The following is an 11,838-nucleotide window of genomic DNA, read 5'->3' on the forward strand; positions in this document are numbered from 1 at the left end:
GCCCCGGAGAACCTATGTCCAGCCTCGTCCCGCCTTTCACCCTTGAGACCGCCACCCAGAAAGTTCGTCTTGCCGAGGATGGCTGGAACAGCCGTGATCCCGAGCGCGTCTCGCTCGTCTATACGCCGGACAGCCGCTGGCGGAACCGCGCCGAATTCATCACCGGCCGCGCCGAGATTGTCGCCTTCCTCACCCGCAAATGGGCAAAGGAACTGGATTACCGGCTGGTCAAGGAGATCTGGGCCTTCACCGATCATCGCTTCGCCTATGAATGGCACGATGACAGCGGCAACTGGTTCCGCTCCTATGGCAACGAGAACTGGGAATTCGACGCCGCCGGTTTGATGCAGCGCCGCTTCGCCTGCATCAACGACCTGCCGATCCGGGAATCGGAGCGCAAGTACCATTGGCCGCTCGGCCGGCGGCCGGACGCCCATCCCGGTCTGACCGAACTCGGCCTCTAGAACAGGATGATTTTAGGCCGGGCCGGCCTAAAATCTGAATCCTGTTCTAAATTAGATAGTTAGAGCATGATGTCGTCCGAAAACCGCTCACACTTTTCGGCATCATGCTCTGAAGCATTAGGGAGAGCTGCGGGTGAAGACCGTCTACGAACGCGCCGACATCGTGCCGTTGCTCGCCGAAATCTTCCGCGAGCTCGGTTATGAGGGCACGTCGCTCAGCCGCATCACCGAACGCACCGGCATCGGCAAGGGCAGCCTTTACCACTTCTTCCCCGGCGGCAAGGAGGAGATGGCGGGCGCCGTGCTCGCCGATGTCGATGCCTGGTTCGAACATGCGATCTATCAGCCGCTGAGAAAGGACGACGCCCGTGAGGCGATCGCGGCAATGTGGACGAATGTGAACGATTATTTCCGCTCCGGCCGCCGCATCTGCCTCGTCGGCGCCTTCGCGCTTGACGAAACCCGCGAGCGGTTTTCGGCAGAGATCGGCGATTATTTCATCCGCTGGATCGACGCCTTGCGCTCGGCGCTGATGCGGGCAGGCTGCCCTGAGGGGGAGGCGCAAACGCTCGCCGAGGAGGGCGTCGCGGGTATTCAGGGCGCGCTGGTGCTGTCGCGTGCGTTGGACGACAGGATGGTTTTCACCCGGTCCTTGGACACGCTGGCGAAACGGCTTGATGCTGTACTGCGATGAAGGGCGGTCAAACCGCTGGGAAATCACCCGGCCACGAGTGACTGGCCGGGGCATTGATCGGGCGCGGGGGCGGCGCTCGAGCTTCCATCGGTACCGCTGTGCGTCTATTTCAGCGTTGTTGTTGAGGCTGCTGGGCCGGGCGCGTATTTTCCCGTTCAGGGCGAACCTGGCGCCATTCGTTTTCCATCTGGTCGACGACATGCTGGGGAATGGTGGTTGGGGCATTGGCGGATGTCTGCATCGGAAGTCTCCTCTTTTCGTGGTAAGGCTTCAGGGCAGGAAGATGCATTGCACAAGACAAAAGGCGTGTAAATCAGTGGCTTAAACACTTTAAACGATTAAATTGAATTTAATCGATTAAGATAGTTTTAACCTTGATATTTGAGGGAAGCGCGGAATGGTTGTCCACATGGACCGGGCATTCTTTTTCGATGTTGTGCGGCACGGACTCTTCAAGGGAGATCTGACGCAGCCTCAGGTAGTGGGTATCACGGCGATCCTCGACGCCTGGGAAGAACGGTTTGCCCATGCCGACCGGCGGTGGCTCGCCTATATCCTCGCAACCGCTTACCACGAGACCGCTTATACGATGCAGCCGGTGCGCGAGACGCTGGCGGAAAGCGATGTGCGCGCGGTCGAGATCCTCGAGACGGCCTTTGCCGCAGGCCGGCTCTCCTGGGTGAAAACGCCCTACTGGCGGCCGGACGAGGATGGTCGCAGCTGGCTCGGACGCGGCCTGGTGCAGCTCACCCACAAGCGAAACTACGAGGCGATGAGTGTGCTGACGGGGATCGACCTCGTTGCCGACCCCGACCGGGCGATGGATATGGATGCGGCGGTGACGATCCTGATCGAGGGCATGCTGCAGGGCAGCTTTACCGGCCACAAGCTCGCCGATCACCTGAACGCGACGACCGCGGACTGGGTGAATGCGCGCCGCATCGTCAATGGCACAGACCGGGCGGAAAAGCTCGCCGCCTATGCCATGGTCTTCGATGCGGCGATACGTCCCGATGCGGCCCATGGCATGCTCGTGCGGTTGAAGGCCTGGGGCGCGCATGCTATCGCCCGGCTGAAACTTGGAGCGCGGCGCGTCCGATAGGATGCGCCAGGGTCGCTCCATCATTTTGATAAATCTGACAGGAGCTTCCGCGTGATCCGTCATATCGTCTTCTTCACCGTGCAGGAGGAACATCTGCAGGAGGTGAGGGCCGGGCTTTCTATACTGACCGGAATTCCGCACGCGCGGCTGCTGGAAATCGGCACCAATGTGAAGACCGATCAGTTGGGCACCGAGATCGATCTCGTGGTCTATGGCGAATTCGACGACGAGGCGGCCCTTGCCGCCTACAAGGCGCATCCCGATTATCAGCTCTCGATCGATCGCGTGCGGCCGCTCCGGGAAAAGCGCATCGCCGCCGACTACGATAACCGCACGGCGGTGACGCGGCCGCTCTGAATTCCGCAAGCATCCGGCCGCAAAGCTACATTCCGTTGAATTTCAAATGGATGGATGGTTTTCCGGATTCGGACCATCGCGAAGCTGGGTCAATTTCTGAGCCGCCGGACTCAATTTTCGAAAAAGCGGCGGCAAGCGATTCAAAAGATTCGTCAAAAGCGGCTGCTTGTTCATGGTAGGGCCGGCCGCAGCGGGTGGACGGAAAGCCGCTCTCGTCCATGCGTGGATGATAATCAGGAAATATTGAGAATGGCTGATTCCGATGCACGGGCGCCGCGCACAAGCGCCATCAGCATCAGCACGAAGATGAGCGACAATGCAGCCAGAACGGCGCAGGCGGCGAGCGCCGGGCCTGTGCCGGCGCGGTCGAGGATGGCGGTGAAGATGACGGGGGCGACGGCGTTGGCGAGGTTCTGCGGCAGCGACAGCCGCGCCGATTGCAGGCCGAATTCGCGCGGTGAGAACAGCGCCAGCGGCAGCAGCGCGCGGGCGACGGTCATGACGCCGGTGCCGAACCCGTAGAGCAGGACGAAGGTGACGAGCAGCGGCGTCGACGGGCTGGCGACCAGCATGATCAGGAAGCTCATCATCATCAGGCTGATCCCCATGACCGCGCTGAGCATGGGGTTGCCGCGCCGGCCGAGCAGCATGTCGAGGAAACGCGCGGAGATGCCGAGGACGCCGCGTGCCGAGCTGAGCTGCAGCGCAAAGGCGGGCGAAGCTCCGGACTGGCGGAAGATTTCAAGCAGTGATGGCGAGATGCCGAAGGTGACAAAGGTCGAGATCGTCGTTGCCGCGGCGATCAGCAGAAAGGCTTTGCGCTGCTTGGCCTTCGACAGCGGCACCGCAGCGATTTCGGCTGTGCCGCCGTCGACATGTGTTGCGATCGGCTTCGGCAGGGCGAAAAGATGCAGCGGCAGGCAGACGAAGAATTGCAGCGCCGCACAGACCAGGAAGGTGAGGCGCCAGCCGACCGCCTCGTTGAGCAGGCTGAGGATCGGCCAGAAGATGGCGCTCGAAAGCCCGGTGAACAGCATCAGGATGGCGATGACGCGTTTGCCGTTCGCCCCTTCGCGCTCGACGACGGCGGTATAGGCCGGTGCCGAGAGGCCGAACGCGCCGCCGATGCCGATGATGATCCAGGCGCCGGCATAGAGCACGATGCCGTTTGCGGCAGCCAGCAGAAGCAGGCCAAGCGCAAAGATCAGCGAGGCAGCCGAAAGCACCCGGGCAGCACCATAGCGGCCGAGCCATCGGCCGGTCGCCGGACCGACGATGGCGCTGACCACCATCATGATCGTCAGGCCGGCAAATGCCACTTCGTTCGCCAGGCCGAGATCCGGCGCGACGACGCGGCCCATGACCCCGAGCATGTCGAAGGTCGTGCCCCAGCCGATCAGCTGGGTAACGGCAAGGACGGTGACCGACTGCGCCGAGCGGAAGCGGGAGGATTTTGGCATTGGTGCTGAAGCGGTCTGAAATGTGGAGGCAGCAAGACATAACAGTTTCAACCGACCGGTGAAAGCTGCGGTCGGCTGGAATCAGAAGATCGCGGCCGATTCGCAGACAAAGACTGTGGTGTCGGTCCCGTCGGCTTCCCGCCTTTACCGGAGGTAATGAAGAATGCGGGATCCCAAAGCCAAGGGTATCGCTTTGGACGCAGCGGCGGCCGCCGGAGCTTGCTGCGGCGGCGGTTTACAGGCGCTGAAATCGGCTGCCCCGAACAGTCGAGAACAGTTCTAAACACCCTGCATTACAGCGCATTCATTTGCCATTCAGGTCGCGTGAGTACATATTCGGGGCAAGTTGGCATTACCTTGAAAGCATAACACATGGCCTTTCCTCTGAGCGTCGCAGCATTGGCCGCCGGACTGGTGGTTTCGGCGCCCTCACCGGACGCCGCGAGCACTTTTGTCGTGCGTATCGGAGGCGATTGCAGCGCCGCCGCAGCCCAGGTCGTCGAGCAGACCGGCGGCCAGCTCCTGTCCGTGCAACCGGTGGGCGATACCTGCATCATCACCGTTCTTGTGCAGGGCAATGGACAGCGCCCACGCAAAGTCACGGTAAAGGTTCCGATGTAGGCTGAATCGGCTTATTCAGGACATTGATTGATTTGAAGCGGACGAAGGCGGACCGATGCGCATCCTGGTAGTCGAAGACGACGTGAATCTGAACCGGCAGTTGGCCGACACGCTGAAGGAGGCGGGCTATGTCGTCGACCAGGCGTTCGATGGCGAGGAAGGCCATTTCCTCGGTGACACCGAACCCTATGACGCCATCATCCTCGATATCGGCCTGCCGGAGTTGGACGGGGTCACCGTTCTTGAAAAATGGCGTGGCGCCGGCCGCGGCGTGCCGGTGCTGATCCTGACGGCGCGCGACCGCTGGAGCGACAAGGTCGCCGGCATCGACGCCGGTGCCGACGACTACGTCACCAAGCCCTTCCATGTCGAGGAAGTGCTGGCCCGCATTCGGGCGCTGATCCGGAGGGCGGCCGGGCATTCCTCATCCGAGATCATCTGCGGGCCGGTGCGGCTCGATACCAAATCCTCGAAGGCGACGGTCAACGGCGCGACGCTGAAGCTGACCTCGCACGAATATCGCCTGCTTTCCTATCTCATGCACCACATGGGCGAGGTCGTTTCGCGCACGGAACTGGTCGAGCATATGTACGACCAGGATTTCGACCGTGATTCCAACACGATCGAGGTCTTCGTCGGCCGCCTGCGCAAGAAAATGGGGGTCGATCTGATCGAAACGGTGCGCGGTCTCGGTTACCGTATCCAAGCGCCGAAACATGCGAATTAAGTCGCTCACCGCACGTGTGTTGCTGCTGACCACGGTCTGGTCGACGGTGGCGCTGGTGGTGATAGGTCTGCTGATCTCCACCCTCTACCGCAAGAGCGCCGAACGCGGTTTCCAGGATCTGTTGCGGGCGCAGCTCTACAACGTCATCAATTCGGTGACGATCGGCGATCAGGGCGCTCTCAGCGGCAGCCCGCAGCTCGGCGACCTGCGTTTTGCCCAGCCGAAGACCGGCTGGTACTGGGTGGTGGAGCCGCTCGGCACCTATACGAGCGCACCGCTGGTGTCGCCTTCGCTCGGCTCGGCGCTCATTCCGGTTCCCTCCGTCGTCGAGGCGCCCTTCGACAAGAATTACGAGCGCTACTATCAGGTGACGGACGCTTCCGGGAACCGCGTGCAGGTGGCCGAAACCGAAGTGGTGCTCGATACCGACGGCCGCGCGGCGCGTGTCCGCGTCACCGGCAATGTCGATGTCGTCGAAGACGACGTGCGTACCTTTTCCCACAGCCTCTATCTGGCGCTCGCCGGTTTCGGCGTCGGCAGCCTGATCGTCAACGCGCTGGCGATTCTCTACGGCCTGAAGCCGCTCGACAAGGCGCGTGCCGCGCTGGAGCGCATCCGCGCCGGCGAGAGCGAGCAGCTGAAGGGCGATTTCCCGCGCGAAATCCTGCCGCTCGCCAACGAGGTGAATGCGCTGATCGACAGCAATCGCCGCATCGTCGAGCGCGCACGTATGCAGGTCGGCAATCTCGCGCATTCGCTGAAGACGCCGATCGCCGTGCTTCTCAACGAGGCGCGCGTGCTCGAAAAATCCCATGGTGAGCTGGTGCGCAGTCAGGCGGAAGCGATGCAGGGGCAGGTGCAGTCCTATCTCAATCGGGCGCGTATCGCCGCGCAACGAGAATCCGTGCTCGCCCGCACCGAGGCCGAGCCGGCATTGGAGCGGCTGGTGCGCGTCATGCGCCGGCTGAACGTCGATACCGAATTCGATCTCGTCGTCTCGCCGCCGCATCTGGCCGTTGCCATGGAGCAGCAGGATCTCGAGGAGACCGTCGGCAATCTCCTGGAAAATGCGGCGCGTTTTGCCAAAAGCAAGGTGCGGCTTTCGGCCGTCGAGGCCGGCGAGGATGTGAAGGGGGTGGAGGCGAGCGCGCGCCGCCACTGGGTGGAACTCGCCGTCGAGGATGACGGGCCGGGCCTGGAGCCGGACCAGATCCGCGAGGCGCTGAAGCGCGGCCGCAGGCTCGACGAAAGCAAACCCGGAACCGGGCTCGGCCTTTCGATCGTCACCGAGATTTCCAACGAGTACCAGGGACGGCTCGAGCTTTCCCGCGGTGAATGGGGCGGGCTGAAGGCGAAGCTTATCCTGCCCGGCGTCACAAAGGATGTTGCATGAGCAACTGCTTGATGTCACAAAGATACTGGCAAATGTATAGCATGCTTTGCCTTAATGCTGACACGGGGACGCTGCACTTCGATCGGCTGAAATTGACCCCTGATCGTGGTTCGACGCAATGATTTTACGCTCGCAAGGCATGATCGTTTCCGCTCTTCTCGTCGCCGTCGCGCTGTCCGGCTGCACGACGACGAAGAGTGCCGCTTCGCGCGGCATTTTTTCGAGCAAGCCCTCGGCATCGGCCGCCTTCATCACCGCGCTCCAGGGCGGCATCGTCGGCCGCAGCGGCGTGAGCTTGACCGACAGCGACAAGCAGCGGGCGCTCGAGGCGGAATATCGGGCGCTGGAAGGGGCGGCAGTCGGCCAGCCGATGCTCTGGACCGGCAAGGACGTCACCGGCAAGGTGGTCGCGGCTGCGCCCTATCAGGTCGGTTCGCAGAACTGCCGGCAATATACCCATACGCTGACCGTCGACGGCAAGGATACCGTGGTGCGCGGCGCTGCCTGCCGCAACGACGACGGCAGTTGGTCGCCGCTCTGAATTGCGGCCAATAGAGCGCCGCGCGTCCGACAGGACGCGCCAAGGACGCTCTATCACTTTAAATGGCGCATAATCCTTTCCGAAAATCGATTCCGATTCTCGGGGTTATGCGCTAGCCTCAAATCTTCGTCATTCCGGCTTTGGCAGTTGGAATGACGGCACGCTTCACGTATTTGGGCGATATGCTGTTCTGGATTCTCGTTGCCGCTTTGACGGCAGCCCTCGCCGTCATCCTGCTCTACCCCCTTCTGCGCGGAGCGAAGGCGGCGAATAATATCCGTGCCGGCGAGGCAGCGGTCTATCGCGACCAGTTGCGCGAACTCGACCGCGATCTCAATGGCGGGCTGATCACCGCGGAGGAGGCCGATTACGCCAGGGCGGAAATCGGCCGGCGGCTGATCGCCGTCTCTGCCGACGAGCCGGCCGAGACGCCGAAACCCGCGCGGCATCACCGTTTCACCGAGGCCTTCGTCCTCCTGGTCCTGCCGGTTCTCGGGCTCTGTCTTTATTTAACGACGGGCAGGCCGGACCTGCCCTCGCAGCCGCTGGAAGCGCGGCTGGAAAACCCTGGCAACGACGTGGCGGTGCTGATCACCAAGGCGGAACGGCACTTGGCTGAGAAGCCCGATGACGGCAAGGGCTGGGACGTGCTGGCGCCGATCTATTTCCGCACGATGCGCGTCAACGATGCGCAAGTGGCCTATCGCAATGCTATCCGGCTTCTCGGCCCGAGCCCCGTCCGGCTCGATGGCCTTGCCGAGACGCTGATGGCGGTCTCGGACGGTGTGGTGACGGAGGAGGCGCGGCAAGTGCTGGAACAATCGCTGACGCTCGAACCTGACAATCCGCGTGCCCGTTTCTACATCGCCCTCAGCATGGAGCAGGCGGGACGGCCCGATGAGGCGCGTCAGGCTTTCGAGGCGCTGGCAAAACAATCGCCCGCCGATGCGCCCTGGCTGCCGTTGGTCAACGAGCATATCGCCATGAACGGCGGCGCGAAGTCAGGCGCCAATCTGGCTGCCCCGGGCAATCCCACGCAGCAAGATGTGGCGGCGGCCGAGACTATGAGCGCCGGCGACCGGCAGCAGATGATCCGCGGCATGGTCGAGAGCCTCGATGCCAAGCTTAGCGAGGAACCGAACAATTTCGAAGGATGGGTGCGGCTCGTCCGCTCTTATGCCGTATTGAACGACAAGGATCGCGCGGCAGGCGCCCTGAAGCGCGGGCTTGCGGCCTTTCCGCCGCCCGGCGAACAGGGCAGGCAATTGCTGGCGCTTGCCAGGGAACTCGGCATAGCCACGGAGGGAGCGACGCAATGACGCGCAAGCAGAAGCGCCTCGCGGTGATCGGCGGCGGCATGGGCTTCATCATCGCCGCCGTGCTGCTGGTCATGTTCGCCTTCAGCCAGTCGGTCGCCTATTTCTACATGCCAGCCGATCTCGCCAAGACGCCGGTGGCGCCGGAAACCCGCATCCGCCTCGGCGGGCTGGTCGGCGAGGGCAGTGTCGTGCGCGGCACCGGCTCGACGGTGGAATTTGCCGTCACCGACGGCAGCACCAATGCCGTGAAGGTCAAATATACCGGTATTCTCCCCGATCTCTTCCGCGAGGGCCAGGGTGTCGTCACCGAAGGCATGTTTGCCACTGGCACGAACGTCTTCGTCGCCGACACCGTGCTTGCCAAGCATGACGAGACCTATATGCCGAAGGATGTGGCCGACAGGCTGAAATCCCAGGGGCTGTGGAAGGAAGGCCAAGGCCAGGAAGGTCCTGGGAGGCAAGGCCCAGGAAAGGAAAGCCAAGCGCAGGAAGTGAAGGCGACGCCATGATCATCGAGATCGGCCATTACGCGCTGGTGCTGGCGCTCGCCACTGCGCTCATCCTCTCCATCGTGCCGGTAATCGGAGCCCGTCGTCACGACCGGGCGATGATGGATGTGGCGACGATCGGCTCGCTGGCGATGTTTGCGCTCGTGGCTTTCTCCTTCGCCGTGCTGACCTATGCCCATGTCGTCTCGGATTTCTCGGTCGAGAACGTCTGGGAGAATTCGCATTCGCTGGTGCCGCTGCTCTATAAATATTCCGGCGTCTGGGGCAATCACGAGGGATCGATGATGCTCTGGCTGTTGATCCTGACGCTGTTCAGCGCGCTGGTCGCCATCTTCGGCCGCAATCTGCCGGAGACGCTGAAGGCCAATGTGCTGGCCGTGCAGGCCTGGATTTCGGTCGCCTTCACGCTGTTCATCCTGTTGACCTCCAATCCCTTCCTCCGTCTCGATCCGGCGCCGGCCGAGGGCCGCGATCTCAATCCGGTTCTTCAGGATATCGGCCTCGCGATCCACCCGCCGCTGCTCTACCTCGGTTATGTCGGCTTCTCCGTCTGTTTCTCCTTTGCCGTCGCGGCCCTGCTGGAAGGGCGCATCGACGCCGCCTGGGCGCGCTGGGTGCGGCCCTGGACGCTGGCGGCCTGGACCTTTCTGACGCTTGGCATCGCCATGGGCTCCTATTGGGCCTATTACGAGCTCGGCTGGGGCGGCTGGTGGTTCTGGGACCCGGTGGAAAACGCCTCCTTCATGCCGTGGCTCGCCGGCACCGCACTGCTGCATTCGGCGCTCGTCATGGAAAAGCGCGAGGCGCTGAAGATCTGGACGGTGCTGCTTGCCATCCTCACCTTCTCGCTGTCGCTGATGGGCACCTTCCTGGTGCGCTCCGGCGTGCTGACCTCGGTGCATGCCTTTGCCAGCGACCCCTCCCGCGGCGTCTTCATTCTCTGCATCCTGCTGATCTTCATCGGTGGGGCGTTGTCGCTGTTTGCCTTCCGCGCGCCGAAGCTGTCGGCAGGCGGGCTGTTCGCGCCGATCTCGCGCGAGGGCGCGCTCGTCGTCAATAATCTGATCCTGACGGTCGCCTGCGGCACGGTGCTGACCGGCACGCTCTATCCGCTGCTGTTGGAAACGCTGACCGGCGACAAGATTTCCGTCGGAGCGCCCTTCTTCAACCTGACCTTCGGCCTGCTGATGGCGCCGCTCATCGTCATCGTGCCTTTCGGGCCGATGCTTGCCTGGAAGCGCGGCGATCTACTCGGCGCCCTGCAGCGGCTCTATGTCGTCGCTGGTCTCGCCTTCCTTGCCGCGGTGGCCTTCTTCTATATCGAACATGGCGGGCCGGTGCTTTCGGTGCTCGGCCTCGCTGGCGGGCTGTTCCTTATCCTCGGTGCGGTGGCCGATCTCTGGTACCGTGCTGGCATCGGTAAGGTCGCGGGAAGTCTTGCCTGGCGCCGGCTTTCCGGCCTGCCGCGTTCGGCCTTCGGCACGGCGCTCGCCCATGCCGGGCTCGGCGTCACCGTGCTCGGCATCGTTGCCGTGACAACGTTCGAGAGCGAGTATGTCATCGAGATGAAGCCGGGGCAGGTGACCGAGGCCGGCGGTTACAGCGTGCATTTCGACGGCATGCAGCCGGGAACCGGGCCGAACTATACCGAGGACCGCGGCCACTTCACCGTCCGGCGCGCCGGTGTCGCGGTTGCCGATACCTGGTCGGCCAAGCGCCTCTACACCGCCCGCCAGATGCCGACGACAGAGGCGGGCATCCTGACCTTCGGGCTCAGCCAGCTCTATGTGTCGCTCGGTGACGCCACCAAGGACGGTGGTATCGTCGTGCGCATCTGGTGGAAGCCGTTCATTCTCTGCATCTGGGGCGGAGCGGTGTTCATGGCCTTCGGCGGCCTCGTCTCGCTCAGCGACCGGCGCCTGCGTGTCGGCGCCCCGCGCCGCAGGGCGAAACCGGCAGCTCCCGCAATGGAGCCGGCGGAATGATGCGCTCACGGCCTCCCTCATTCCTGTGCTTGTCACAGGAATCCAGCGCGCCCAAGCCCTTGGGCGCTGGAGACTCTTATTTGCAAAAAGGTTCATTCACGGCGCAGACGCGCCGTGGCTGGATTCCTGTGACATCCCTCGGGCATTGCCCTGAGGACACAGGAATGAGGGAAGGAGAGGTTAGGCGCGTCTCGCAAATGTCGCGGCTTCTCTCTCGCCTTCTCATCGTCCTTTTCGTTCTCTTTGCGCCCGTTTCCGCCTTCGCCGTCAATCCGGACGAGGTGCTGGCCGATCCGGCGCTCGAATCGCGCGCCCGCGCCCTTTCGGCGGAACTGCGCTGCATGGTCTGCCAGAACCAGTCGATCGACGATTCCAACGCCGATCTGGCCAAGGACCTGCGCCTGCTGGTGCGCGAGCGCATCGCCGATGGCGACAGCGACGAGGCGGTGCTGACCTATATCGTCTCGCGCTACGGCGAGTTCGTGCTGTTGAAGCCGCGTGTCAGCATGAAGACGGTGCTGCTCTGGGGTGCGCCTGTGCTGCTGGTCCTTGCCGGCGGACTGTCGCTGCTGGTCTTTGCGCGCAAGAGAGCGGGCAAGCCGACCGGCAGCAAGCTGACGGCCGATGAACAGGCGAAGCTGAGCGAGCTTCTGAAAAAGTAGGCGG

The 11,838-nt window shown here is 63.0% G+C and carries 14 protein-coding genes; 12 read left to right on the forward strand and 2 right to left on the reverse strand.

The annotated features are described in order from the left end of the window. Nucleotides 1–14: 14 nt before the first annotated feature. Both BA011_RS02885 and BA011_RS02890 read left to right on the forward strand, forming a co-directional pair. Nucleotides 15–464, forward strand: a complete 450-nt coding sequence (locus BA011_RS02885; protein ID WP_065279379.1) for a DUF1348 family protein — start codon at nucleotides 15–17, stop codon at nucleotides 462–464. 133 nt (nucleotides 465–597) lie between these two features. Next, entirely contained in the window at nucleotides 598–1,158 is a 561-nt protein-coding gene (locus tag BA011_RS02890; protein WP_065279380.1) for a TetR/AcrR family transcriptional regulator, read from the forward strand. A gap of 109 nt (nucleotides 1,159–1,267) precedes the next feature. On the opposite strand, the gene BA011_RS46065 is transcribed toward BA011_RS02890, so the two are convergent. After that, entirely contained in the window at nucleotides 1,268–1,399 is a 132-nt protein-coding gene (locus tag BA011_RS46065) for a hypothetical protein (RefSeq protein ID WP_257785305.1), read from the reverse strand. Nucleotides 1,400–1,555: 156 nt separating this feature from the next. Between BA011_RS46065 and BA011_RS02895 the strand changes: the two genes are divergently transcribed. Continuing rightward, nucleotides 1,556–2,260, forward strand: a complete 705-nt coding sequence (locus BA011_RS02895) for a hypothetical protein (protein ID WP_065279381.1) — start codon at nucleotides 1,556–1,558, stop codon at nucleotides 2,258–2,260. Between the two features lie 51 nt (nucleotides 2,261–2,311). Further along, nucleotides 2,312–2,617: a Dabb family protein gene (locus tag BA011_RS02900; protein WP_012756708.1), complete on the forward strand. Its 306-nt coding sequence runs from the start codon at nucleotides 2,312–2,314 to the stop codon at nucleotides 2,615–2,617. Nucleotides 2,618–2,850: 233 nt separating this feature from the next. Here the strand turns inward: BA011_RS02900 and BA011_RS02910 are convergent, their stop codons facing one another. Next, the gene (locus tag BA011_RS02910) at nucleotides 2,851–4,077 is read right to left on the reverse strand and encodes an MFS transporter (protein WP_151343381.1); all 1,227 of its coding nucleotides are present in this window, start codon (nucleotides 4,075–4,077) and stop codon (nucleotides 2,851–2,853) included. 372 nt (nucleotides 4,078–4,449) lie between these two features. Here BA011_RS02910 and BA011_RS02915 point away from each other — a divergent pair, with 372 nt between their 5' ends. From BA011_RS02915 to BA011_RS02950, 8 genes are all read left to right on the forward strand, one after another. Beyond that, entirely contained in the window at nucleotides 4,450–4,698 is a 249-nt protein-coding gene (locus BA011_RS02915; RefSeq protein ID WP_003546763.1) for a hypothetical protein, read from the forward strand. Nucleotides 4,699–4,753: 55 nt separating this feature from the next. After that, the gene (locus BA011_RS02920; RefSeq protein WP_011651134.1) at nucleotides 4,754–5,425 is read left to right on the forward strand and encodes a response regulator transcription factor; all 672 of its coding nucleotides are present in this window, start codon (nucleotides 4,754–4,756) and stop codon (nucleotides 5,423–5,425) included. Next, nucleotides 5,415–6,818, forward strand: a complete 1,404-nt coding sequence (locus BA011_RS02925) for a sensor histidine kinase (protein ID WP_065279384.1) — start codon at nucleotides 5,415–5,417, stop codon at nucleotides 6,816–6,818. Before BA011_RS02920 ends, BA011_RS02925 begins: the two co-directional genes overlap by 11 nt. Before the next feature lie 118 nt (nucleotides 6,819–6,936). Continuing rightward, entirely contained in the window at nucleotides 6,937–7,359 is a 423-nt protein-coding gene (locus tag BA011_RS02930) for a lipA protein (protein WP_017959685.1), read from the forward strand. A gap of 182 nt (nucleotides 7,360–7,541) precedes the next feature. Continuing rightward, nucleotides 7,542–8,678, forward strand: a complete 1,137-nt coding sequence (gene ccmI / locus BA011_RS02935) for a c-type cytochrome biogenesis protein CcmI (protein ID WP_420493434.1) — start codon at nucleotides 7,542–7,544, stop codon at nucleotides 8,676–8,678. Continuing rightward, nucleotides 8,675–9,187: a cytochrome c maturation protein CcmE gene (gene ccmE, locus BA011_RS02940; protein ID WP_065279386.1), complete on the forward strand. Its 513-nt coding sequence runs from the start codon at nucleotides 8,675–8,677 to the stop codon at nucleotides 9,185–9,187. Before ccmI ends, ccmE begins: the two co-directional genes overlap by 4 nt. Beyond that, the gene (locus BA011_RS02945) at nucleotides 9,184–11,172 is read left to right on the forward strand and encodes a heme lyase CcmF/NrfE family subunit (protein ID WP_065279387.1); all 1,989 of its coding nucleotides are present in this window, start codon (nucleotides 9,184–9,186) and stop codon (nucleotides 11,170–11,172) included. The genes ccmE and BA011_RS02945 overlap by 4 nt, the downstream gene beginning before the upstream one ends. Before the next feature lie 197 nt (nucleotides 11,173–11,369). Beyond that, a complete protein-coding gene (locus BA011_RS02950) occupies nucleotides 11,370–11,834 on the forward strand; it encodes a cytochrome c-type biogenesis protein (RefSeq protein ID WP_065279388.1) in 465 nt (154 codons plus the stop codon). Nucleotides 11,835–11,838: the final 4 nt, after the last annotated feature.

This window comes from Rhizobium leguminosarum, assembly GCF_001679785.1.
Taxonomy (GTDB): domain Bacteria; phylum Pseudomonadota; class Alphaproteobacteria; order Rhizobiales; family Rhizobiaceae; genus Rhizobium; species Rhizobium leguminosarum_R.